This window comes from Flavobacterium foetidum (genome assembly GCF_004634245.1).
GTDB lineage: Bacteria > Bacteroidota > Bacteroidia > Flavobacteriales > Flavobacteriaceae > Flavobacterium > Flavobacterium foetidum.
The window spans coordinates 396,952-423,755 of record NZ_SJTF01000003.1 but is presented as its reverse complement, the minus strand read 5'-3'; the positions used below and the strand labels follow the sequence as shown (position 1 = coordinate 423,755).

The 26,804-nt window shown below is 36.9% G+C and carries 14 protein-coding genes; 9 read left to right on the top strand and 5 right to left on the bottom strand.

All coding sequences use genetic code 11. The annotated features are described in order from the left end of the window. Window positions 1–87 precede the first annotated feature (87 nt). Complete coding sequence (locus E0W73_RS06410; RefSeq protein ID WP_135221256.1) at window positions 88–1,311, top strand: sensor histidine kinase; 1,224 nt, start codon at window positions 88–90, stop codon at window positions 1,309–1,311. Here E0W73_RS06410 and E0W73_RS06405 read toward each other — a convergent pair. The 5 genes from E0W73_RS06405 to E0W73_RS06385 are packed head-to-tail and all read right to left on the bottom strand — an operon-like array spanning window position 1,308 to window position 11,102. Continuing rightward, window positions 1,308–2,360 (bottom strand): GntR family transcriptional regulator, encoded by a 1,053-nt coding sequence (locus tag E0W73_RS06405; protein ID WP_135221255.1) that lies wholly within the window; start codon window positions 2,358–2,360, stop codon window positions 1,308–1,310. The two genes, E0W73_RS06410 and E0W73_RS06405, sit on opposite strands and share 4 nt — an antisense overlap. Window positions 2,361–2,406: 46 nt before the next feature. Beyond that, a complete protein-coding gene (locus E0W73_RS06400; protein WP_135221254.1) occupies window positions 2,407–4,227 on the bottom strand; it encodes an alpha/beta hydrolase fold domain-containing protein in 1,821 nt (606 codons plus the stop codon). Further along, window positions 4,211–7,180, bottom strand: a complete 2,970-nt coding sequence (locus E0W73_RS06395) for a glycoside hydrolase family 2 protein (RefSeq protein WP_135221253.1) — start codon at window positions 7,178–7,180, stop codon at window positions 4,211–4,213. Before E0W73_RS06395 ends, E0W73_RS06400 begins: the two co-directional genes overlap by 17 nt. Then, window positions 7,177–8,292 carry a glycoside hydrolase family 88/105 protein gene (locus tag E0W73_RS06390; protein ID WP_135221252.1) on the bottom strand — a complete coding sequence of 372 codons (1,116 nt, stop codon included), beginning with the start codon at window positions 8,290–8,292 and terminating at the stop codon, window positions 7,177–7,179. The genes E0W73_RS06395 and E0W73_RS06390 overlap by 4 nt, the downstream gene beginning before the upstream one ends. A gap of 11 nt (window positions 8,293–8,303) precedes the next feature. Then, on the bottom strand, window positions 8,304–11,102 hold the full coding sequence (locus E0W73_RS06385) for a glycosyl hydrolase (protein WP_135221251.1): 2,799 nt from the start codon (window positions 11,100–11,102) through the stop codon (window positions 8,304–8,306). A gap of 459 nt (window positions 11,103–11,561) precedes the next feature. Between E0W73_RS06385 and E0W73_RS06380 the strand changes: the two genes are divergently transcribed. The 8 genes from E0W73_RS06380 (at window position 11,562) to E0W73_RS06345 (ending at window position 26,720) form a co-directional block, all read left to right on the top strand. Further along, window positions 11,562–14,705, top strand: a complete 3,144-nt coding sequence (locus E0W73_RS06380; protein WP_135221250.1) for a SusC/RagA family TonB-linked outer membrane protein — start codon at window positions 11,562–11,564, stop codon at window positions 14,703–14,705. Between the two features lie 6 nt (window positions 14,706–14,711). Continuing rightward, window positions 14,712–16,244: a RagB/SusD family nutrient uptake outer membrane protein gene (locus E0W73_RS06375; protein ID WP_135221249.1), complete on the top strand. Its 1,533-nt coding sequence runs from the start codon at window positions 14,712–14,714 to the stop codon at window positions 16,242–16,244. A gap of 421 nt (window positions 16,245–16,665) precedes the next feature. Next, a complete protein-coding gene (locus E0W73_RS06370) occupies window positions 16,666–19,818 on the top strand; it encodes a SusC/RagA family TonB-linked outer membrane protein (RefSeq protein WP_135221248.1) in 3,153 nt (1,050 codons plus the stop codon). Window positions 19,819–19,860: 42 nt separating this feature from the next. Further along, window positions 19,861–21,960 (top strand): RagB/SusD family nutrient uptake outer membrane protein, encoded by a 2,100-nt coding sequence (locus E0W73_RS06365; protein WP_135221247.1) that lies wholly within the window; start codon window positions 19,861–19,863, stop codon window positions 21,958–21,960. A 230-nt stretch (window positions 21,961–22,190) separates the two neighbouring features. Continuing rightward, a complete protein-coding gene (locus E0W73_RS06360; protein WP_244248443.1) occupies window positions 22,191–23,702 on the top strand; it encodes a sialate O-acetylesterase in 1,512 nt (503 codons plus the stop codon). Window positions 23,703–23,923: 221 nt separating this feature from the next. After that, on the top strand, window positions 23,924–24,943 hold the full coding sequence (locus E0W73_RS06355; protein WP_135221246.1) for a family 43 glycosylhydrolase: 1,020 nt from the start codon (window positions 23,924–23,926) through the stop codon (window positions 24,941–24,943). Between the two features lie 3 nt (window positions 24,944–24,946). Further along, window positions 24,947–25,276 carry an L-rhamnose mutarotase gene (gene rhaM / locus E0W73_RS06350; RefSeq protein WP_135221245.1) on the top strand — a complete coding sequence of 110 codons (330 nt, stop codon included), beginning with the start codon at window positions 24,947–24,949 and terminating at the stop codon, window positions 25,274–25,276. A 109-nt stretch (window positions 25,277–25,385) separates the two neighbouring features. Further along, window positions 25,386–26,720, top strand: coding sequence for a glycoside hydrolase family 88/105 protein (locus tag E0W73_RS06345; protein ID WP_135221244.1), 1,335 nt, complete (start codon window positions 25,386–25,388; stop codon window positions 26,718–26,720). Window positions 26,721–26,804 lie beyond the last annotated feature (84 nt).

Below are 26,804 nucleotides of genomic sequence, written 5' to 3'. Positions count from 1 at the left end.
TCTTTTTACGCCCCAAAAGAAAGATGTTTCCGATACAAAAATTACAATAACAGACTTAGTAATTAATTTTATTCAATTGAAAGTATAATGGTTGATAATGCTATAAAAATCTTAATAGTTGATGATAAGAAAGAAAACCTACTTTCTTTGCAAGTCATTTTGGCTGACCGTGGTTATCAGTTTGTTGAAGCAACATCTGGTAAGGCTGCTTTGCGGATTCTTTTGAAAGATCAGGATTTTGCTATTATACTCATGGATGTTCAAATGCCTTTGATGGATGGTTTCGAGACCGCCGAACTGATTCGCCAGAGCGATAAACTCAAACATGTACCAATTATTTTCCTGACTGCAAATATGAATGCGTCTGAATATATTTTCAAAGGTTATCAGTCTGGCGCGGTCGATTATATGATCAAACCGTTGTCTCCAGAAATTCTGCAGGCAAAAGTGATGGTTTTTACAGAATTGTTTAGAAAAAACAGAGAATTGCGAATTAAGGAAGAAGAAACAAAAGCACTTAACGAAATAATCTTAAAAGCCAACAGCAAGCTTTCTGCTCAATACGAAGCAATAGAAAAACATGCGGAGGAACTGAAAAAGAAAAATCAGGAACTCGATGCATTTACCTATATTTCAAGTCATGATTTACAGGAACCGTTACGAAAAATTCAGACTTTTGTAAATCTTATTCTGCATAATGATTATCCAAATTTATCGGATGATGGAAAACAGAAATTTGATAGAATTCTGTACTCAACCAACAGAATGCGTGAACTTATCAACAGTCTTCTGACTTTTTCACGAACTACGATTGTTGATCGTAAGTTCAAAAAAACCGATTTAAACACTGTAATCGCAGATGTTAAATTAGCGTTGCAGGAGAATTTATCAGAAAAAAATGCAGTCATTATAACCGATTTTCATGATAAAGCCAATATAATTCCGTTTCAGTTTGTGCAGCTTATGGAGAATCTGATTCACAATTCCATTAAATTTTCAAAAAAAGAAGAACCGCTGCAAATCGAAATTAGAAGCAAATTTATAGCACGAAATACTGTTCAAATCGAAAAATTGTCACCGCAACACGATTACTGCCATATTAGTTTTGGTGATAACGGGATTGGTTTTGAGCCGGAGCATAGTGAAAAAATATTCGGCGTATTTCAGAAATTACACGGAAAAGACATTTATGAAGGCACCGGAATCGGCCTTGCCATTGTGAAAAAGATTGTAGAAAACCACAACGGGCATATCAGCGCCACAGGCGAACCTATGAGGGGAGCTGTCTTTAATATTTACATTCCGTATTAAAGGGAATTGCGTTCGATGTAACGAAACGGGTTTTTTGAAATTTCTTTTTTTCTGTTCAGGATCAAATCGCCTGCCTTTTGTCCCATCGCTTTAAAATCGGTGCTCATAACCGTTATGTCCAGAAGCGCTTTGAGCGGTGTTTCATTGTAGGAAATGACGCCTACATCTTTTCCTGTTTTAAGTTTCTTTTGCTTGATCTGCTGAATCAGATTTACCAGATCGTTATCTTCAATCGTAATATAAACTTCTTTATTTTTAAACTCCAAATTGTCATAGACCTTAGGCGCAATTTCATATTCAAAATTATAAAGGCGACAGAACTCTAAAAAGCCATCAACCAACGACCCTGGAGCGGGAAAAGCGGCTTTTTCGGGATGAACAAAAATTATTTTTTCGTATTTTTTTAGTTTTTCCAAACCTTCTCGCAAAGCATTGAATATATCCGATTTAAAATCTTGATAAACTGCTGTAAAATCACCAGTAATCTCTTCACAGGAATTGTCTAATATCACCAGTTTTTCTTTCGGAATATTTTCGATAAAATTAATGACGTTAGGAGTATAATTCACGTGACCTTCTGTAGCATTTCGAAAATGAGGCATAATGACAAAATAGTTGTAATTGTGAATGTTTTTTTTGAGGACTTCAATAAAAAGCTGTTCGTCATTATAATAAAGATGCATATCGACATGAACATTGCTTCCCATTGCAGTTACAAAAGAATCGTAGACTTCCATTTTATAAGAACACGGTTTGTTGATGAGAAAGAGGACATTTTTGGATTTTTCATCACTAATAGAAGCAAAATTGCCAACGCCCAGCACAGAAAAAGCCAAATTTCTATCTCTTAATTCCTTATAGGCTTTCTCTGCCGTATCGCGTGAGATTGAATTTGCTTTGCTCAGCTCATTAATAGAGGGAAGTCTCTGTCCGTTTTCCATTTTTCCAGACAAAATTTCTTCGGCAAGACTGTTTGCTACCTGAATGTATTTAGGAATGCTGGAATTGGGTTCTATTTTTATTTCTGAATGTTCTATTGGTGCTATCATGACTTTTGGGATTTAAATTATAAGCCTCTTACCTTTAATCTTGTTGTTAATTATTACCTGCTTCTTTTTTTAAAGCATTTAATTCTGCTGCTGAAACTTTTATTACGGTTCCGTGACGCGTTCCTAAAGGAAAACTGATTTGCTCCGAAATATCTTCCCAGCCTTTTGCAGTTTCTTTAACCGCACCGTATTTTTTGTCCCTATATTTATCAAAATAAACAATCCAGCTGTTGTCGATTTTTACTGCAGTCGGTCCTTCTGCCCAGTAGTTTCCTGTAATCGGCTGGCTTGCTTTACTGTAAGGGCCGGTCAGATTTTTACTGTAAGCCACTTTCAGATTCTTTTGAACCGGATTACGGGTTTCATCTTTTAGATACATTACATATTGTTTATCTTGTTTTACAATCGAAGCATCAATTACATTAAAACCAGGGTCATAAAGCAGTTTGGTTTTGCTGAATTTTTTAAAATCTTTGGTTGTGGTGTAATAAATTCGATGATTGTAACCTTTTTCTTCTTCTGATTTTGTTTCAAGGAATTTTCCATCAATAGTAGAAGCCCAGTAAATCATATAGTTTTTGCTTTTTTCATCATAAGTAATTTCTGGTGCCCAGGTATTGCGGGCTTTTTCTTCATGCATCATAACGGGGATGAATTCCTGTTTGGACCAATGAATCAAATCTTTGGATGAAGCATATCCAATGCCTCTATCAGTCCAACTGACCGTCCAGACCATGTGGTATAATCCGTCTCCCCCTTTGATTACGCAAGGATCACGCATAAGTTTATCTTTTCCAACTTCAGGAGTTAAGAAAGAAGTATCATTTTTAAGCGTATTCCATTTATAGCCGTCTTCGCTGTAAGCTAGATGCAGTCCGTCTTCGCCGTTTCCTTTAAAGTAAGTAAATACATAAGCATCGGGCTGAAGGATGTAATTATTTGCTGCTAGCCATTTTTCGCATGTTTTTGGCCAGAAAGTGTTCGTTCCTTTTACACCTAAACCAAAACCGTGACCGCCGTTTTCATACAAATGCATTTCGGTTGCAACTTTTTCCTTTTTTAAAGCCAGATAATAATTAATGCTGTTTTCTACAGGAACGGCTTTGTCATCTGTTGCATGTACTAAAAATGCTTTTGGGGTTGCAGCATTTACCTGTTTTTCATTAGAATAAAAATCGACTAAGGTCGGTTCAGGATTTTTTCCGAGCAGATTGTCTTTTGAACCTTGATGCGTAACACCTTCCTGCGTTGAAATAACAGGATAAATTAAAATAGAAAAATTAGGTTTAGCGCTGATAGTATCTGACGGAGTATATACTTGGTCATTGTAATGCGTGCTTAAAGTCGAAGCAAGATGTCCTCCAGCAGAAAATCCCATGATGCCGATTTTGTTCGGATTAATTTTCCACTTCACAGCATTGCGTCTTATCATGCGCATCGCTTCCTGCGCATCTTGCAACGGAGCGACGGTTTTGTTTTTCATAATCAAATCACTAGGCAAACGGTATTTGAGCACAAAAGCATGAATACCGATACTGTTTAGCCATTGCGCAGCCTTAAAACCTTCTTTGTTGATGGCAAGCATTCCGTAGGCACCGCCAGGGCAGATGATAACCGCCGTTCCGTTTGATTTTTCAGGGTCGGCAAAATAAGGGGTTAAAGTGGGTACAGTTACTTTTCTGACTCCTTCTGCAATTCCGTCCTTATTGTAATCTACTTTTTCTGCATATTCTTTTGACTGAATTTCATCGGGAATAGTATTCCATAACGGTATTTCTTTTTGTTGTGCCAAAGCAGCAAAACTTAGCCATAAAGAAGTTAAAAATAAGACTGCTTTTAGTTTTTTGGTTTTAGTCGATTTTTTCATAAAATTCTATTTCTACAATGCGTAATTGTCCCGACGCATCAACGGAAGTTTTATCTTTAAATAAGTCAAGTTCTTTCGTAGGGTCTACTTCTGTAATCTTCGAGAAATTGTCTTTTTCGGTGTTAATGCCTATTAATTCAATTGTAATTTTTTTGGCCAAGAAAGGTTTTAGCGGAATTGTAATATACCCTAAACTCTGAGTCGTATTTCCTTTAAAAACTTCCTGTCCGTCGGCCAAAATCCTGATTGGGTAAATTTTGGATCTCCAGCCTGTGAGTTTTATCACTATTTCGTTTACAATAGAAGCTTTTGCCAAAGTATAGGTAATAGTTCCAGTATTGATGTTTCCATCGTTTCTCCATTCTGTCAGCTCATTGTCATCATAACTTTTGTAAGTATCGTTGTTGTTTGATGGAGAGACCGCATTTAAGATATAAACAGGTTTTCTTTTTAGGGTATAAGAGGATGTTTTAGGAGTTGGACCGCGCTCTAAATACGAAGGAAGGTCATTTCCTAGGAGCTGTTTGGAAAGACCATTCGTAGTTTCAGCTGTTTTGCTTTCAAAAATCAATTCGCCAGATTGTAATCCTTCTGAGACCGCTTTAATCTTGATTTTTCCTGTTTTGGTCATAGACTGAATCATAACTCTGTTGATACCGTTTTCAACTGGAATTTCTTTAGAAAGAATATAATTTTTTGGTCCAAGAGCAATACCACCAAGCCATTCTGCAGGTCCTTCCAAAGTAAAAGAAATCATATTGTTGCTGATTGGACAGCGATTCCCTTCTTTATCCACCGTTTCTACATCAATCAATGCCGTATCGGCTCCGTCTGCGGTTAATCCTTTGGGATTGCTGTTTAGTTTTAATTTAATGGCATAAGGCTCGCCAGAAGTGCTTTTAGAATCTTCGCTTAGGATAGTTCCGTTTTCATCATAACCAATCGCTTTTAAGGTTCCTGATTTCCATTTTATATTTTCAAAAGTAAAAAGGAATTCACTACTTCTTTTCCCGAAACCTTGTGAAGAACCATTTACAAAAAGCTCTACTTTTGAAGCAGTTGAAACCACATAAATATTTTTGGTAACGGAATCAGAATAATTCCAATGTCCCATAATATGAGTACGGTGTTTCTCGATATCTACCCAGCCGTCCCACATAACTTGATGTGCCCAGAAACCATCTTTTGGAATGCGCATGGCATCGACTTCGCCACTCGTTCTATAATTTACTTCACCACGATGATGGGTATTGGAATCCGAGAAAATGATATTGACACCGCCAGAACTTACTCTTTTGCCAGTTCCTGGTCTTTCTCTGTAATAATCATACCAGCGAACAATATTTTCAACGGCGTGTTTGTCCTGATTATGATTGTAAGCTTCTGCAGGATTACCTCGGTATAAAGGACCGTCGCCTTCTTTATGAAAAGGTGGAGAAAACTCATCCCAATATTTGCGAAGTCCTTCATCTCTTGAGTATTCGGTTGCCCAAAGCGGTTTTCCAGCGCTTTTGTTAATGTAAAGCATTTCGCCTCCATATTCTGCTTCACGGCTGTCAAGCATTTCGCGGGAACCAATGGCGCGACCTCCAAAAGCGTCATAAGTGTTGCGAAGGCTTTTCATTTCGTGCATATGCGCTTCGCTGATGGATTCATTGCCACTTTCATAAAAAATGATACTCGGATTATTTCGATTGTAAATAATAGCATCCCGCATCAGGTTTACTCGTTGTTTCCAAGTATCGCCTTGCGCATCTTTTTCGGCATCTCCTGCTGGCATTGCTTGCAAAAGTCCAACTCTGTCACAGGATTCTATATCTTGTTTCCATGGCGTTACATGCATCCAGCGAACCAGATTTCCGTTTCCTTCCACAATCATTCTATTGCTGAAATCACTGAGCCACGCCGGAACTGACATGCCAATCGCAGGCCATTCATTGCTGGTTCTTTGGGCATAACCTTTTAGTTGCAATACTCTATCATTAAGCCAAAATTGACCGTCTTTAAAATCAGTTTTTCTGAAACCTGTCTTGGTAGAAACTTCATCAGCCGTTTTTCCGTCAATTTTTAAAATGGTTTTGACATTATATAAATAGCCGTATCCCCAGCTCCAGAAATGCAGTTTTTCAACAAATTGGTGCGCTTTGACAATTTTAGTTTCATTAGGTTGGATAAGGATTTTGTCTCCTGAAAATTGAGCTTTTTGATGTCCTTCCAAATCTTCTATTATAACTTCTAATGTCGCTGTTTTAGGAGTGTTGAATTCATTTTTAATTTGAGATTCAACGTTGATGACGGCATTTTCGGCATCTATATTTATTTGAGAAGGATAAATATAGACTCCAGTCGTTTTTAGATTAGAATAAAGCGGTAATGTCTGATATAGTTTTCCGGTAACATGAAGAAAAACATTTTTGGGAATACCGCCGTAGTTTGCATTAAAATTGATATTATTCCATTGATAAGAAGCTCCAGTGGCTTGTTCTTTGTATTTCCAGTCATTATCAATTCGAAGAGCAATACAGTTTTCCTGCGGATAAGGTTTGAGCAGGTTTGAAATATCAAATCCAAAAGCCATTACTCCATTTTCATGAAGGCCGATTTTGTGTCCGTTTATATAAATAACGCCTGCCTGACGAATTCCTTCAAATTCTATAAAAACTTTATTGTTTTTAATTCCTTTCGGAAGTTTGAATTTTTTGCGGTACCAGACAATTCCTGTGGTAAGATGTTCGATATCTTTTTCAAAAGCCTCTTCCTGATTGTAGGCATGAGGCAATGTGACTTTCTTCCACGAATTATCATTAAAAGCAGGCGATTCTGCATTTTTAGAATCACCTGCTTTCAGTTTCCAATCCGAATTGAAATTGTATTTTTCTCTCTTAAATTCCTGAGAAAATAAAGCGGTAGTAAATAGAATTAACGCAGTATACAAGAGAGCCTTTTTCATCATTTCATTTTATAAATTTCTGAACCAGCCAGTAAAAAACAGCCTAGTCCATAATCTTCGAAATCAGGAATTTTGTCATAAGATAAGGGTTGTCCGTCTTTAGGTTCTTTTCCAGTTGACTGTAAAAATCCTAAAAATCCGTTTTCGTGAAGACTTTCTTTTGTAAGCGCATTCCAAGCTTTTTCAATTACAGGAAGATAAGTTTCTTTTTTCAAAATGCCGTTGTTTACGCCGTAAGCCATTCCGTAAACAAATAAGGCAGTTCCAGAAGCTTCTTTTCCTCCAAAATTAGTTGGGTCGTGCAGACTTACATTCCAAAAACCGTCAGGTCTTTGAATTGGGACAAGTGCAGTTGCCATTGCTTTTAAGTCTTTTACATACTGCTCTCTGTGCGGCGCATTTTCAGGAATAATGGTCAATACTTTTGCTAAAGCCGCAATTACCCAGCCATTACCACGGCTCCAATAACAATCTTCTCCGTTTGGTTCTTTGTACGGAGGGTCAAAATCGGCATCACGCCACCATAAACCGTCTTTTGGATTGAAAAGTCCGTGATCGCCGTGTTTGTTTCTTGAATACATATACATTTGATACATTTTTTCGAAATAACGATTGTCTTTTTCTAAAACACCCATTTTGGCAAAAACAGGCATTCCCATTTGTATAGCGTCAATCCAAGACCAGTCATCAAGCTGAGGCGTGTTTAACAGCATGTTCAGATTGGCTTTTGTATTTTTTAGTTTTTTAGGATCTGGTTCTAAATTGTACAAATCAATATACGTTTGTGCAGCACAGTAATTATCAGCATTTCTTGTAGTGTTGCCACCGTTGAATCCCCATTTGTGAAACTCAGACCACGACATGGCATAATCATAATACGCATCTTTCGGAAAAATTTCATGCAGCGCCATCAATCCTTCATAATAAACACCTCTTGTCCAGATATTGCTTGGGCGTTCTTTATTGGTAATAATTGTTTTTCCGGTTTCAGGCCATTTCTGCATAAAATAATCGTTGGCCAAAATCATTTGTTTGAGCACTAATTTTTTATCAAACTGCTGTGCGCTCACAGTATAGAAAGCTCCAATAGCGAAGATTAAAAGTAATTTTCTCATTTTAGATATCGTTATTTAATAGTTAGTTTAGAGGTTAAAGGTGTAAGGGTCACCGGCCCTAATAATCCAGAAGGCATCGGACTCCATTTTGTGGCGTCGAATTTTTTATAATCTTTATCAACCATATTGATTTCGTAAAAAATCTTCCATTCTTCTCCTTTTAATTCTTTGTCGCGAATTCGGTTAGCAGAAAGATTGGTGACCTGAATCTTAAGAATGTTTTTGCCTGATTTTAGTTTTCCAATATTCAATTGATATGGAACAGACCATGCTGTGCCAATATATTGGTCATTCAGCCAGATTTTTGCGCTTTCGCGGACATCCCCCAGATTGAGATTCCAAGATTCTGTTTTGGCATTCGGATTGTCAAATTCCAAAGTGTAGGTTGCAGAGCCCGAAAAAGCTTCGGCTTCAGGACTTAAGCTTGTCCATGATTCCAAATTTGAAATTGTAGCCGGACTTGGCAGTTTTGGACCTCCTTTGTCAAAAGTAATTTTCCATTTTCCTTTTAGCGGAACAGCTTCGGCAGTTGGTTCAAAGTAAGTCCATTTTTTTTGCGAGGCCGTATTTTCTGTTTTTAGGAAATAAGACTTGCCAGGTTCTATTCTGATTTTGACGAACGTTTTATCGCCTGTTTTTTTAACGATGGCATTGCCAAATTCCCTGTTTAGGGGGTCAAGAATAATGACCTCTTTGTTGCCGATTTGCAACGGAATAAAATCGTCGATTGTTTTGGTGGTGTGGTTGACCAAATAATATATTTTTTCTCCGTCGATTGTTCTTCGAATATATTTTAAACCTGTATTGACAAGTGTTTCTGGGTAAATCTGTACATTTTCTAATGCTGTAAAAATATCCGAAACAGGTTTTACTTCTTTGTTTTCGGCTAAAAGCGATTGCAGTTTTTCTTCCTGATTTTTATAATCGTAGAAACCGGGAACAGATTCTGGCAGATTTTCAAAAATAATTGAGGCTCCAGCTTTTTTCAGTTCGATTAATTTTTGAAGCGTTGCCAAAGGCATTTTTTTGCAGGAAGGAATAATTAAAGATTTAAAAGTCCCGCCCGGCAATACTATTTTTCCATCAACAACTTTAGCATCAGCTATGAAATTATCCGAAATGAAATCAACGCCATAGCCTTTTTTCATCAATTTATTGGTCATATCATAAAATGAGGTTCCGTGCAGCCATTCTGAAAGAGAATGAATTTTGAATTCAAAAAACAAAGTGCCTTTTTTGTATTCATTCCAAGTATCAAAAATGGGAAAATACAATAGGATTTCATTGTCTGATTTTCCCTGTTGCAATAATGACTGGCAGTTGGCGATATAAGAAAATAGGGCAGGAGCGTCTTCCCAAATGCTGTTAGTGGCATTAAAATTTACAGAAGCATAAAACTGCCAGCCCGGCCAAGTGGCTCTGTCTGGCGAATAAGTAGAACCATGCAGGAAAATATGATTGATTCCGTTCAGCATCAAATCTTCAGCTTCTGGTTTGCATTGTGACAATGCTGCTTTAAAATGTTCGCGAAGCCAAGTAAATGTTTCAGAAGAGACGAGATTTTTACCTGAAATATGTCCCGCCGATGAAGAAAACTTCAACATAACAGCATCAGCATCTCCGGGACGAATATCTTCTTTTTCACGTCTAAAACCAGGAATATCAAACGGCATCGAACCAAAAGTTTCGCATTCTGGAATATCCGCAGAAGCGTATAAATCAATTAAATTTCCAGGAGAACCATGTGCTTGAAGTTTGGTTTTAAAGTTTTTAGAATTGGCCCATTTGGTCCAAGGTTTGTCAAATTTATTCAGTAATAAATCACCAATAGTCTGGCGGTAATCGCTTCGAATTCTGTTGCTTATTTCATCGTCAGTTTCATTGAGAAGCAAAGGCAGTTGTTTTTTAAGGTCGTAGCCTCTAAGTTTTAAGAATTCATCAAAAAAAGTAGGAGTAAAATCGGTGCCATATACCTCATAACTGTCGTTAAATATAGCTCTGATTTTTCCTTCACGTCCTTTGAAAGCATTATTGAATGGAACAACATAAGCATTCAGCGCTTCTTCAGAATAGTGGTCTAATGTAAAACCAGCTCCTCCCGGCGCAGCTCTTTTTACCTGCTGACCAGTTTTTCCCGTAAAAACCGCATATAAAGTGTAATCTGTTTTTTTTGCAGTCCATTTTAGTTTGTTAGGCTCCGGATTTGGTAATGAAACTGAGCTTCCATCAAAACCTTTGTCTTTTGATTGTAGTTTACCTCCCGTAAGCTTATCCGTGAGATTAACGTAAGAACCATCACTTCCATAAGCTACAACATACAAAAGCGAAGCAGGATTTTTTTCTTTGCTGTTTTCTAGTTTGATAACCCTGTCTATTGTTTCATTCTTTTTTAATGGATATTTTTCTACTATAAGTTTGGTAGCGGCATATTCAGGTGTAACATGTGACCCACCGTATGGCCATCCAGTACCCAATACCATATCGACCTGCATATGAAGACTGTCTGCTACGTGAATGGTGTAATCGAGCATTTCCAGCCATTTTGGAGAAAGATAATCGATGAAGTTTTTTTCTTCTCCTTTAACCCCATAAATCGGAGTAATTTCAACGCCTCCAATTCCTGCTTTATGAAAATCGATTAAGCTTCTCTTTAAATTAGGTTTGTCAACTGCGCTTCCCATCCACCACCATCTCGTCCAAGGCTGGTTTATGTTGGAAGAAGAAGACCAAGGTGACTTTTCATTTTTCTGACTGAAAGAAATTAGAGTTATAAAGAGGAAAAATACGATATATGATTTTTGTATTCTCATTTTTTAAGTGGTTGGTCAGTTATAGTTGGTAAGGTGCTTATATTTAGCTTTTTAAAGAGCTACGCTCGGTCTCAACGAGATATAATGATAAAGTAAAAATATTTTTTGTGAGTCAGAATGCTATCCTGTAGCGTCCTGTTTTTTGTGAATTTAATAAATGTATTATTTACAATTATTATTATATGTTTTTGAATAATACTCTTTTTTTAAAGTGTTAAATGAGTAATACTTTAATTTTTTTTAAAATAAATTCCGAATGTTGAAATTTTATTTTTTGAAAGATTTGTCTGCTTGTAAATCAATATGTTAGCACTATTTCTCTTGTTAAAAAAAGTACAACAAAGTGATGTTAAAGTATAAGATATTGATTTCTAACAGGATACTACAGGATACCACGGAGGTTGCTTCTAAATACATTTGGAGTGCTAGCTAGCTATTCATTAACCAAATTAAACCTTTATGAAAAACAATCTTAATCTTTTGCTGATTGTGATTTTATTTTTGCTTGCGTACCCATCGGGCTACGCGCAAGAAAAAACGGTTACAGGAACCGTAACAGACCCAGCCAAATTATCAATACCAGGTGTTAACGTAGTTGTAAAAGGAACCAACAGGTCAACCAGTACAGATTTTAACGGTAAATACTCTATTGCAGCAGCGCCTGGAGAAACATTGGTTTTTTCGTTTGTAGGATTTGTTAAACAGGAAGTAAAACTCGGAACTGCTTCGAGTTACAACGTCTCGCTTGATGCTGAGAGCGCGAACCTGAATGAAGTTGTAGTAATTGGTTACGGGACTCAAAAGAAGAAACTAACCTCTGGAGCAATTTCAGGAATTAAAACAGAAACTTTTACAGAACGTCCTATTTCGAGAATTGACCAGGGATTAGTTGGTCAGGTAGCTGGTGTTCGTGTAAAGCAGACTACAGGTCTTCCAGGGCAGCCTTTTAGTATAGAAATCAGAGGAGCTGGTTCTATTACGGCAGGAAATGAGCCTTTGTATGTTGTAGATGGATTTCCGATTTACACTGAAGGATCAAACAGTAACGGGGGTTTTTCTAACGGAAGCCCGCTTGATAATATGAATCCGAATGATGTGGCTTCGATTGAAGTTTTAAAAGACGCCTCTGCAGCTGCAATCTATGGTTCTAGGGCTTCAAATGGAGTGGTGATTATTACTACAAAGAAAGGTAAAAAAGGAAAACCAAAATTTACTTTTAATACATATGGAGGAGTTAACAAAGAAGCTAACAGAGTAGATATGCTCTCTGCAGAAGGATGGATTAAACGTGCGAAAACGATGATCGATTCGCAATGGGTTGGTTCAGGAATTGCTGGAGCATCTGCAGGCCAGACTACAGCAGAAAGAATAGCGGCATACAATGCAGTAAATCCTGCCAATCCGCTTACAACATCTAATTCAAAATACTTTACATACTTGTATGATGACAGATGGGATATGCCAGGGCACCCAGGATTAGATTATATTGACTGGCAGGATAAAGTTTTCCGCACAGGAGAATTTAGTAATTATCAATTAACGGCTTCTGGAGCTACAGATGCTGTAAATTATTATGTTTCTGCCAATTATCAAAAAAATACTGGATATATTATTGGAACAGATTATTCTCTTTTTTCTGCAAGAGCTAATGTAGACGTTAAATTGTCTGAAAACTTTAAAATGGGAATAAATTTGGCGCCTTCGTATTCAATTAAAAATGATCCAGGGGTTGAAGGGAAAGATAATACTTTGTTTAAAGCTCTTACCGCAACTCCAGTTTTTGAAAGTGCTTCAAATGCTAAAGGAGAAAAATATACAACTCGATATGCATGGGGTTCTAGTACAACAAATATGCTGAACGCTTTAGCGCGAACAGGGAGAAATTCCATGTACAGAAATCTAATTTCAGGATATGCCAGTTATCAGTTTGCTAAAAATTTTACTTTAAAGAGTACTATTAATTTTGATAACTCAGACAATGTAAATGAAAGTTACACGCCAAATGATGTTATTGCAAGTATTAGAGGAGCATATAATACGTACAGAAGGCAAAATATTGTAAATGAAAATACGCTTACTTTTGATAGAACTTTTGGAAAACACAGTTTTAATGTGCTTTTAGGAGAGTCATTCAATTCGTATCAAATCACAAAATCTACCATGTCATCGGGAGCGCTTTATAATAGTTCAAGTATAGAAACGCTTCCTGCGGGATCTATCGGTTCTACTACTGCCGAGAAAAACACATTACTGTCTTATTTCTCTCGTCTTCAGTATAATTTCAAAGAGAAATACATTTTTGCAGCTAGTATCAGACGTGATGGATCTTCGAAATTTGGTACCGAGAGGAGATGGGGAACTTTTTCTTCTCTTTCGTTAGGATGGAGAGTTAAACAAGAGGCTTTTCTTGAAAATGTTGATTGGCTAACCGAATTTAAGCTTAGAGCAAGTACTGGTATAAATGGAAGTAATAACATTGCAAGTTATGCGAAATATGCAACTCTAGGCACTTATAACTATTCGATTGGAGGTGCGGTTGCAATTGGTCAAGGGGCAGCTTCTATACCAAATCCTTCCTTGCATTGGGAAGAATCAAAAAGTATAGATTTTGGTTTGGATTTCGGATTTATTAAAAACAGACTTACCGGAACATTCGAGTTATACAGGAAAAATAATAGTGAATTACTTTTAAGGGTTCCAGTGCCAGGAGATTCTGGTTTTCAAACATATTTAACTAATATTGGAGAGGTGCAGAATCAGGGATGGGAGTTTGAGTTGAATTCTTTAAATGTTAAAACACCAAGTTTTGAATGGAGAACTTCTGCAAACATAAGTCATAATGAAAATAAAGTTTTGGCATTAGGGCCTGGTCAGTCTAAAATTGAAATCAGCAATGCATATGATGGAGGTGTTCCATTTGTAAAACTAGAAGTTGGAAAGCCAATGTATACAATTTTTGGATTGAAGCAGAACGGAGTAGTGACTCAGGCGGATATCGATGCAGGCGGAACTACAATTGGAGGAAATAAATTAGTACTTGGAGATCCAAGGTATGTTGACCAAAACGGAGATAAAAAAATCAATGCAGAAGACCGTGTTGACTTAGGCAATCCGACTCCAAAATATACGTGGGGAATAACCAATACGTTTAAATACAAAGATTTTGATTTAAACGTATTGGTTCAGGGACAAAACGGGGGAACAGTTTACGGATTAACAGGACGTGCTATTGATCGTACTGGCATGGGGTCTGTCGAAAATTCATTAAACGTTGATCCAGCCGTTAGAGGAAACTGGAGGACATCTTTTGGTTATCAGGCCAACTCAGACTGGTTGTATAAGTCGGATTACGTGAGTATCAGAAATATTTCTATTGGCTACAATTTAAGACAAGCGCTTAAAGGAATTTCAAGAATAGATAACGCCAGATTATATGTAACAGGAGAAAACTGGTTTTACTGGAATAAATACAAAGTAGGTTTTAATCCAGAAGCAGTAAATACTTCAGCAAGTTCAAATAGTGATTTTTCGGTACCTGTAGATTACGGAGGAGCGCCTTTGGCGAAATCTTTAGTAATTGGGCTTAATATTAATTTTAATTAAAAGAAAATGAAAAAATATATCATTATAGCAGCAGGTATATTATTGTTTGCACAATCATCTTGTACAGATGAATTGACGCAGCTGCCTTTGTCACAGGGAACAATCGAGAACTTTTATGCGACTCCGGGTGATTTTGTGCAAGCTAGAAATGCCACATATTCGATAGCTTTTCATGGAGCAAGCGTATATGGTTATGCCAACAGATTAATGAATCTAAGTGAAACCAGGTCAGATAATTTAATGGCCAAAACACAGGCGTCAAGAGACTGGGAAGGAATCAACAGTTTTTATACTTCTATCAGTTCTAATACTTATGTGAAAGAAGCTTATTTGACTAATTACAATGCTATCTACAAAGCCAACCAATTATTAGAAAAAATTGCGGAAAAAGGAGATGCGATTTTTACGAATCCTGCTGATAAAACTACAATGGCAGCAGAGGCGCGTTTTTTGAGAGCATTTTGTTATTTCGATTTAGTTAGATGGTTTGGAAGAGTGCCGCTAATAGACAAAACATTAACAGCACAAGAAGCCGCGAAAATACCAAGAACAGCTGTTACAGATGTTTACAGGCTAATTATTTCAGATTTAGAATTGGCTATTGCTGATCTTCCTCCGTCATATGATACTGCCAATTTTGGTCGTGTTACTAAATATGGTGCAAAAGCATTATTGGGATTGGTTTACATGACGCGATCAAGTCCAACTTACGGGATTGACGGTGCAACATTAGGATTAAATGAATGGGATAAGGCATATAAAGAATTAAATGATATTAAGTTAAGTGGTTTGTATGCTTTTGGAGCAGAGTACGATCAGATTTTTAAAACAGAAGGAAATGCTAACAAAGAAAATGTACTTGTAATTCCGTATACACAGAATATTTCCACTCCGGTAGGAGGCAATTTTATGGTAGAATTGGGTTATGAGCCTTATTTTGCTTCTTTAAACTTGTCGGCGCAAGGAGCTTTAGAATCCAGACCTATTTCAAACGGATTTATGAGCTTGTTTGCTGCAACCGATAAAAGAAAAATTTTTGGAATTGCCACAAGTTATACCGTAGCTTCTGGAACATACAAAGGCAGTTACACCCTTCCAGTATTTAAAAAATACATTGATGCTACAAGATACGGGAACGGTCGTGAGGACTGGGGAGTCGATTTTATGATTACACGATATACAGATGTCTTAATGTTAATGGCAGAATGTACGCTTCATGGCGGTGGAGGTTCGCAGGCAGAAGTTGATGATATCGTTAATAAAGTAAGAACAAGAGCGGGAGTTGCTGCAAATGCTTCTAATATTACCTTAGATGAATTATTCGTAGAAAGAAGAAAAGAGTTTTTTGCAGAGGGAACAAGGTGGTTTGATTTAATAAGATCAGGCAAAGCTGTAACAATCATGAATGCTTGGAAAGCAGCGGAAGATACGGAGAATAAAATCAGAACTATTGATAATAATTCATTGTTGTATCCAATTCCGTTATCAGAAATCCTTGCAGTTCCTGGATTATACGATCAGAATCTTGGTTATGATTAATAAATGTTGTTTTAATTTAGTTTTATGTTTTGAAGAAAATCGTCTCAATGAGGCGATTTTTTTGTTTTGATATAAATAAAAGCCGAATAGTGTCTCTATAAAACCAATTTTAAATGTATGGAAATAGATTGTTAAATATTGAAATAACACTTATTTCGCATATTATTTTTTTAGTGTGTAAAAAAAAATATAAAAAATTACGACAATCTTAATTATTGTGCTGTTTTGTTTTCTTTAAATGATTTTTTGCTCTTTTCCTTTTGAAATCAAGGCCTCAAAAGATTTTATTGGTTAAAAAAAACTTAATAAGTGTATTTTATACACTGTAAATTAGGCGTATAAGTCAGGATACAACAGGATACGGTGCAAAAAGCTTCTAGATAAATTTGATTTAACTAATTACTAACCAAATTTAACTTTTATGAAAAACAAATGGAGTCTTTTTGTGGTCTTCTGTATGTGTGTACTTATGCATACATTGGGTCATGCACAGAACAAAACGGTTAAAGGTACAATTACCGACGTATCTGGGTTGCCTATTCCGGGAGCCAACGTTATTGTCAAAGGAACAAAGCAGGGAACTAGTACGGACTTCGACGGGAAGTATTCGATAAGCGCTGCTACGGGACAGGTTTTAGTTTTTTCTTCTACAGGTTCTAAAACCGTTGAAAAAACTGTAGGAACTAATTCAGAAATTAATGTAGTGCTTGCTGACGAAATATCGCAACTTAATGAGATTGTTGTTGTTGGATACGGAACTCAGAAAAAATCTGATGTAACAGGATCAGTTTCCACTATAAATTCTGAGCAATTAATGAATCGACCTGTTTCAAATGCGACTGAAGCATTACAGGGTAAAGTTGCTGGGGTTGATATCACAACAAATGAGCGTCCAGGTAGTCTTGGTACTGTTCGTATTCGTGGTACTCGATCTTTAACAGCAAGCAACGATCCTTTGTATGTTGTTGACGGTGTGCCATTAATGTCTGCCTCTGCAATTGAAACTTTAAATCCAAGAGATATTGAATCGATGGATATTCTTAAAGATGCTTCTGCGACTGCTATTTATGGATCTCGTGGTGCAAATGGGGTTATTATTGTGACTACTAAACAAGGAAAAGCAGGAAGATTTACTTTAAATTATGCTGGTACAGTAACTACTTCTGAAATTGTTGACAGGGCACCATCAATGAGTGCATCTGATTTTATTACTTTCAGACGTTGGGCTGCTTACAACCTTGATCCTACTAAATATGCACATCCAGATTCGCCAACTATAGCAAATGACAGATTAATTTTTGATAGTGCGTTAGATGGACAAACATCAAGAGATAATGTGTTAAAAGGATGGGCGAGTGGTACTTGGGATGCTTCAAAAGTAACGAATACAGATTGGACAGATTATGTGACTCAGGGAGGCGTGAGCACAGAGCATGTTATTAGTGCCAGCGGTGGTTCTGAAAAAGTAAATACTTATGGTTCTGTTGGGTATTTGGATAATCAAGGTACTCAAAAAGGGCAATGGTACAAACGTTATACTGCAAAACTGACATCGAATATTACTCCGGTGGATTGGTTTAAAATGAATGCTTCCTTTAATGTTTCATGGAGTGAGCAGGATTACGGTATGTCCACTTTGAGCGCAAGAAGCGGTACAGCACCAGATGCTATTTATGGTGCGGCTAAACAAATTTACAATATTGCAGTTCCTTATGATGCAAATGGTAATTTAATCATTAATCCAGGTGGAGAGTCGGGTGTTTATACCGTTATGGAAGAGTGGAACAAAAGTACACAACAATCGCAGACTATGCGTGTTTTGGCTAATTTTTCTGCTACTTTAGATTTCGGTAAAATGACGAAATCATTAGAAGGCCTTACTTATAAATTAAATTTTGGACCAGATTACCGTCACTGGAGAGAAGGTGCTTATATTGATGGAACTTCATCATTAAAAGTGAATTCAAATGGTAGTGCTGGTGTCAATTTTGCACGTCTTCAAAACCGTCGAGACTTATCATGGACTGTAGATAATATTATTAACTATGACCGTACATTTGCGAAACATAAAGTAGGTTTAACTTTATTGCAAACGGCATCATCTTGGAATATAGAAAACTCATCAATGAGTGCTAATAATATTCCGAAACCTTCATTTATATGGAATGCAATGGGTTCTGTAGATGCTACAAATGCTGCTAATAATGCACGTATGAGTTCAGGTCTTACCGAGCGTGCTATTAGTTCGTATATGATTCGTACGAATTATGGCTATGATAATCGCTACCTTTTGACAGTTTCAGGACGTTGGGATGGAGTTACGCAATTATCTGAAGGACATAAATGGGACTTTTTCCCTTCAGCGGCATTAGCATGGCGTATCAACAATGAAAAATTCTTGAAAGATGTTCAGTGGGTCGATAATCTAAAACTTCGTTTAGGTGTCGGTACTTCTGGTAACTCTTCTGTTGATCCTTATGGAACATTAGGAAATATCAGTCAAATATTTCTTCCTTTCAATGGTCAAAGTAATGCAATAGGTTTTACTACAAATGAGCCTTATTATACAAACACACAAACAGGAATGCCTAATAAGAACTTAGGCTGGGAAAAAACAACACAGTACAACCTTGGTTTTGATTTTAGTTTCTTAAAAAATAGAATCAGTGGTACCATTGATGCTTACAAATCAGATACTAAAGATTTGCTATTACAAGTTGATATCCCGCCAGTATCTGGTTATCCATACATTGTTTCGAATATTGGTGAGACAAAAAATCATGGAGTTGAGGTAACGCTTAATCTTATCCCTGTACAAATGGCGAACGGATTTACTTGGGAAACAAATTTAAACGGTGCGTGGCAAAAAGATCAGATTGTCAGTTTGGCGAATGGCGTACAAGATATGGTAAGCAACTCTTGGTTCATTGGTCAGTCTATTGCTGTTCGTTATGGGTATGATAATCAAGGGCTTTGGCAAGATACTCCGGAAGATCTTGCTGAGATGGCTAAATGGAATGCCAATGGCTACAAATTTACACCAGGAAACGTGAGACCTAAAGATCAGAATGGCGATTATAGAATGGACGGTACTGATCGTGTAGTGGTAGGCAACAGTAACCCTAACTGGACAATGGGATGGAATAATAACTTTAGCTATAAAGGATTTGATTTAGGAATAAATCTTTACGGACGTATGGGGTATACAGCTTCTTTAGGAGGTGAAGCTTTAACTGCTCATGCTAACCAGCGTGAAACAGATTACTGGACTCCTGATAATCCAAATGCTGAATTCCAAAAACCAATTTTAGGCCAGGCTACTTCAGGTTCTGCAGATGCATTCTCCGGACTTCTTGGTTTTCAAAAAGCGGCATTTGTAAAAATTCGTAATATTTCTTTAGGCTATAATTTATCTAAAGATTTTGCAAATAAAATTGGGTTGGCAAACATGAAGTTTTATGTTCAGGCCGTTAATCCGGGAAGCATTTACCAGTCACTAGATTGGTATGATTTTGACACTAATAGAACATATTTCAATCGCAGCTTTGTTATGGGCGTTGAAGTTGGTTTTTAATGAATTGTGGCGAATTGAAGTATAACATTAAATGTGAAAAAAATGAATAATTTAAAAAATATAGGAATCGGTCTTTTATTAATGACGGGGGTGTTTTTTGCTTCGTGTTCAGAAGACTTTCTAGATGAAGAACAAACAAATGCTTATTCAACAGCTTATTTTGATACACCCGAAGGTCTTCAAGCATTAACAGTGTCGCTTTATGGTAATATCCGTTGGCATTTTGGTTTTGAATGGTCTTATGGTAACACATTGTATGGTACAGATGAGTTTACCAATGCAAATGACCTTACCAACGAAATGTGGAATACTTATGATAATCGTTTTGGACCAGTAGGAGCATCAACTGCAACGGGAGCAGCAAATGGAAATGCAACGAATCCAAATGCACTTTGGGACGAAATGTATTACGGTATTGCATCTTGTAATACGATTATTGCTAAAGCAGAAACGGTAATTTCAGATTTAAAAATCAGAAACCGTTGCTTAGCTCATGCTTATTTTTTAAGAGGATATAACTATTACAGACTTGTTGCGCAATACGGAGGTGTTGTGCTGCAGACAAAACCTATCGAAGGAGTGGTTCGTAACTACGAGCGTGCCACGGAAGAAAAATGCTGGGAACAGGTAATATCTGATTTCCGTAATGCTTATGCTCTGTTTGAAGGTGAAGTTTTTACTTATGGAAAAGGAATTACTTGGACAAAAGCTACTGCTGCACATTTCTTAGCCAAAGCATTGTTGTTCCGTTCTTCTGAGCGTAATGACGCTTGGAATGCTGCTTATAAAGATACTGATCTAAAAGAAGCAATCGATGCTTGTTCGTATGCCATTACAGCACGTGGACCGTTGACGCCTAATTATAGTGATTTGTATGCTAACTGGACAGGGATTGACTGTCCGAATGAGCAGTTAAACGAAATTTTAATGGCTGCAGGTCACAATGGAGATGCCTCTACTGTAGGTCGTTTTGGAAATCGTACATATAGCTATTTTGCTCCTCAATTTTCAAGTTTTTCAGGAGGATGGGTGAGACGTGGTGTTTGGATTGGAAGTATGGATTTTCAGCGTTGTCGTCCAACGGAATATACATACGGAATTTTTGATCACGTAAATGATGCCCGTATGTGGAAGACCTTTAGAACTGTTTATGGTGCAAATACTGTTGTGACTGCAAGTGCAGGGGTGAAAGTCGGAGATCCTGGTATTGTAATGATTTTGAATACTAAAAATGACAATACGTATAACAATGCTAAATTTGGTTGTAGCGTACAGGCGCCAACTTGGACAGATGTCAATGGTCGTCTTCCTGAGTGGAATACTGGGGCAAGACAAACTGCTACTTCGGGGACTTTAGCAGTTAAAAAAGGACAATTTGTACCTAACTCTTCGGTATTATACCAAAATGGAGTCTATGTAGCACCGACATTTAAAAACCAGCCAATTTGTAACTTCTTTGCGGGTATTAATAAAACAGAGTGCGGATCTCGTACAGCCGAAAGAGGTGATTCACATCGTGATGTAATTATGGCACGTCTTGCCGAAACTTATTTAGTGCGTGCAGAATGTTATGCTCGTTTGGGGCAGTATGGAAATGCAATGCAGGATATCAACGTAGTGAGAGTTAGAGCGCAATGGAAGGCTGGAGAAAACAGATCTTATTATAATGATGGTTCTCAGGCGTTCAAAGTAAATCCTTTAAATACGGGAACTTCGGCTACAAATTTTACAGCTTCTAATTTAGATATGAATACCTATTATTTATCTAATCCAACGCTTGCAGTTACTACTGCAGCTTCAGATTTAAGATTAACTACTTTCCCTAACAACCTTCCTCCAGAAGACGAAGCGGTTATGGTTAAAATTGGAGCTTCAACAGATAAAGAACGTGCTATAAACTTTATTCTAAATGAGTCTACTCGTGAGCTTTTAGGAGAATGGCAACGTTGGGAAACGCTTTCTCGTACTGGAATGCTTATTAAACGTGCTAAAGCATTTAATGCTGAAGCAGCGCCAAATATTACAGCTAATAAACACGAACTTCGTCCAATTCCTCAAACGTTTATTGATGGTTTGTTAAATGATGATGGTTCAAATTTATCTAGTGCACAAAAGGCGGCATGGCAGAATCCGGGTTATTAAGAAAAAGATTTCTATATTTTGTTTTTTTTGAAAAGAGCCGCCTCGTTTTAGGCGGCTTTTTCATTCGTTTCGAAAATCCGTGGAAATTCTGATTTTTAAGCGGAGCTTTAAATGAAATTGTGTTTTAAAATTGAAAATATCAGGACAGGGCACTACAGGATACGGAAAACGATTTAGTGTCATATCTTTAAAATTTTAGGAGTAAAATTGTGTAACTAATTATTTATTCAGTGAAAAATTTTGTATTACTTATTTTTTTTGGAATAAGGCTGGACCTCGCAGCACAAGTAAAACTGCCTGCTTTGGTAGGGGACAATATGGTCTTACAGCAAAATTCGAAAGTGAATTTATGGGGATGGGCTTCTCCGAACGAAAAGATAAATATCAAACTAGGATGGCAACAGAATCCCGTCGAAGTTGCAACAAATCTAGATGGTACATGGAAAACAGCTGTACAAACACCACAAGGAACTGAAAAGGCATATGAAATCACCATCGAAGCTTCAAATAAAATCATTCTTAAAAATATACTGATTGGAGAAGTCTGGGTTTGTTCCGGACAGTCAAATATGTACTTTCCTGTCGGAAAAGAAGACGGTACTTGGAAAACAGGTGTTAAAAATTACGAACAAGAAATTCAAAACGCCAATTTTCCATCCATCAGATTATTTACCGTTCCGACCAAAGCTTCTCAAAAACCTTTGGATGAGGTCGGTGGAAACTGGAAAGAATGTTCACCAGCCTCCATCAAAACATTTTCGGCCGTGGCTTATTTTTTTGGACGCGATTTGTACCAAAATTTAAAAGTTCCGATTGGATTAATTTCGTCTTCTTGGGGAGGAACAAAAGCAGAAGCTTGGACTTCGCAGAAAGTATTGGAAGAAAATCCAGACTTTTTGGGAATATTAGAAAATGATGCCAAAAATGAAAAGCTATTTCAAGAGAAGCTGGAAAAATATTACGCCGATTTAAAAGCGGAAAGAATTTCAAACAATAACGATGTAACCAAAACGGAGCTTAAAAAACCGAAAAAAGAAGAAAACAAAACTTCGTATGTGTTGTACAATGCCATGTTGCATCCTTTAATCAATTACACAATAAAAGGAGTGATTTGGTATCAGGGAGAAAGTAATGCCGGAAGCGCCTTTTTGTACAGAAGTCTTTTTCCTGCTATGATAAAAAATTGGAGAAGCGATTGGAATCAGGGAGATTTTCCGTTTTATTTTGTTCAGATTGCACCGCACAAAGGTCAGAATCCTGACATAAGAGAAGCTCAATTATTGGTTTCAAAATCGGTTACAAATACTGGAATGGTCGTGACTACAGATGTTGGAGATGAGAACAATATCCATCCTATCGATAAACAGACAGTTGGTTATCGTTTAGCTTTACTGGCGAAATCTAAAACGTATAACGAAAAGAATCTAGTAAATTCTGGACCAGTGTATAATCATATGAAAATCAAAAAGCAGAAAATTCAGTTGTTTTTTGATGAGGTGGAGAACGGATTTAAAAAGACAGCCGATTTAAGAGAATTTGAAATTGCAGGAAGCGATCACGTTTTTTATCCAGCTGATGCAAAAATTGACGGAAAGACCATTGTTGTTTCTTCATCAAAAGTAAAAAATCCAGAAGCGGTGCGTTTTGCATGGAAAGCCGTTCCGAATCCAAATTTATTTAATGCCGAAAATCTTCCAGCATCACCTTTTAGGACTGATGACTGGGTGAATACTAAAAATTAAAGATTAAGAATTAAAAATTAAAAGTTTGTAGACTTTGTAAAAAATTAAGTCCAGTTTGTCATTCCGAGGAACGAGACTCGAGCGATAGCGAATAGGCGGAGCAAATCACACTAGTAATTCCGCACAGTAACCATACAGTAATTCGTCAATCTTTGTTGAGTTGCGATTTTTATTCCTCGTTCGTCGGAATGACAAAATTGAGCAAAAAATGACAAAACCAAATGAAAAATAAACTAAAAAATCTTTTTCTAAATCTTGCAATTGTGTTGTTCACTTTGACAATTTCGGCTCAGAATGAAAATAAAAAAGATTTGAAACATACGGCGCCAAAACCATTGTATCGCGACCCCATTTTTGACGGTGCAGCCGACCCAACAATTATCTGGAACAAAAAAGAAAAACTGTGGTTTATGTTCTATACCAATCGAAGAGCAAATGATTCGACGGTCAAAGGAATAACATGGGTTCACGGCACTAAAATCGGAATTGCAGTTTCAAAAGACGGCGCAAAGTGGACGTACAAAGATACTTGTAACATCGATTATAAACTTAAAGATATAACCTACTGGGCTCCAGATGTAATTGAGTATCAAAATAAATACCACATGTATCTAACGATTGTACCTGGAATATTTAATGACTGGTATCATCCGCGTTCGATAATTCATCTTACCAGTACTAATTTGATGGACTGGAATTTTGAATCAGAATTAAAATTGGCTTCTGAGCGATGCATTGATGCTTCGGTATTTAGACTTCCAAATGGAACATGGAGAATGTTTTACAATAATGAAAATGACGGAAAATCAATTTATTATGCAGACAGTAATGATTTGTACAATTGGAAAGACAGCGGTACAAAAATTATAAAAGACCGTGGCGAAGGGCCAAAAGTCTTTGTTTGGAAAGGAAAAAACTGGCTGATTTCTGATTCATGGAGAGGATTGAATGTATATTCTTCAGAAGATTTTCTTAACTGGAACCGTCAGGAAAAAAATATACTGCAGGTTCCGGGAACTGGTCAAGATGATAAAGTAATTGGAGGACATGCAGATATTGTGGTAAATGACGGGAAAGCGTATGTGTTTTATTTCACCCACCCGGGAAGAACTCCAGAAAACAAAGGAGTTGACAACTATGAAACCAAAAGAAGTTCTATACAGGTGGCAGAGCTTGAATATAATAACGGAGAAATCAGCTGTAATCGTGACAAATCAGTTCAAATCAATTTAAAACATTAGAAAATGGAAAATAAAAGTACCATTAGGAATGCTTTCAAAATGAAATTAAAACCGGGTTTTGAAGCAGAATATAAAAAAAGGCATGACGAAATCTGGCCAGAATTACAGACTTTATTGTCTGAAACTGGCATACAGGATTACAGTATTTTTTTAGATGAAGAAACACTGATTTTATTTGCAGTTCAAAAAATCAGTACCGATTTTGATGAAAAGCATCTTCCGAACCATCCATTAGTAAAAAAATGGTGGGCTTATATGGCTGATATTATGGATACCAATCCAGATAATTCTCCGATTGCCATTCCGTTAAAAGAAGTTTTTCATTTAGATTAAAAAATAATTTTTATAACTTCTTCGCTTTCAATGACAATAGACCACTTTGGGAAACCAAAATTGTTATTGCAGCGTTAAATTGAATCTTATTTAACCAAAAATACTAACTATGAACCATTCATCTGTAAAAATACTTGCCTTAATCGCATTTGGGGTTTTTGCTTCCGCGAATGCGCAGACAAATGATGTAACCACACCTTTGCATGCCATGCAGCCGGATTATGTAACGCCATATGTTGTTCCGGAAAAAAATAATATTGAGGCGGTTTTAAATCGAGTATATAATTTCCTTGAAGAAAATACCGCTTCAAAAGTGCTGCATGCAAATGACAACTCAGAAGTAAAAGATTTTAAAAAAGCAAAAGGGAAACTTATTTTTTCTCCCAGCTCTTTCAGGCTTACAAGCTACGAATGGGGCGTTACCTATGCCGGAATGCTTTTAGCATCTGAAGCAACAGGAAAAAAAGAATATGCAGAATATGCCAATAAGCGAATTAAATTAATTGCTGATATGGCTGAAAATTTTAAAAGTGAAAATCTACAAGATTCACCAATTCGCACCGTTTTAAAGCCACATGCATTAGACGATGCGGGAGCGCTCTGTGCTGCTTTCATCAAAGCAAAAAAAGCGGGATTAAATGCCAATGTTGACCCCGTTATCAATAACTTCATTAAATACATAAGCGAAAAAGAGCATCGTTTAAAAGATGGAACACTAGCCAGAAACAGACCGCAGAATAATACATTATGGCTGGATGATATGTTTATGAGTGTTCCTGCCTTAGCGCAAATGGGCAGTTATACAGGAGATAAAAAATATTTTGATGATGCGGTAAAACAAGTCAATCAGTTTTCAGAAAGAATGTTCAATAACCAGAAAGGAATTTACAAGCACGGTTGGGTAGAGTCAATGCAGGTGCATCCTGAGTTTCATTGGGCAAGAGCAAATGGATGGGCAGTGATGACTATGGTCGAATTATTGGAAGTGCTTCCCAAAAACCATCCAGGATATTCTCAGGTTCTAGCACAACTTCAAAAACATATCGGTGGGCTTATGCAGTATCAAGACGGAACTGGTTTCTGGCACCAATTGCTGGACCGAAACGATTCTTATCTTGAAACTTCAGCAACTGCCATTTATACGTATTCTATTGCAAGAGCGATTAATCGTGGTTATGTAGATAAACTGGCTTACGCACCAGCAGTTTTATTGGCGTGGAATGCGGTAGCCTCTAAAGTAAATGAAAAAGGTCAGGTAGAAGGAACCTGTGTAGGAACCGGAATGGCATTTGACCCTGCGTTTTACTATTACCGCCCTATAAATTTATATGCTGCTCACGGTTACGGACCCGTTTTATTGGCTGGAGCCGAAATAATTACGCTTTTAAAAAATAACCAATTTGAAATGAATGACAGTTCTATTCAGTTGAAAATTAAGGGGTAGGGGAGTTATGAGTTAAGAGTTATGAGTTAAGAATTATGAGTTAAGAGTTATAAGTTAAGGGTTATGATTTGATGGTTATATGGT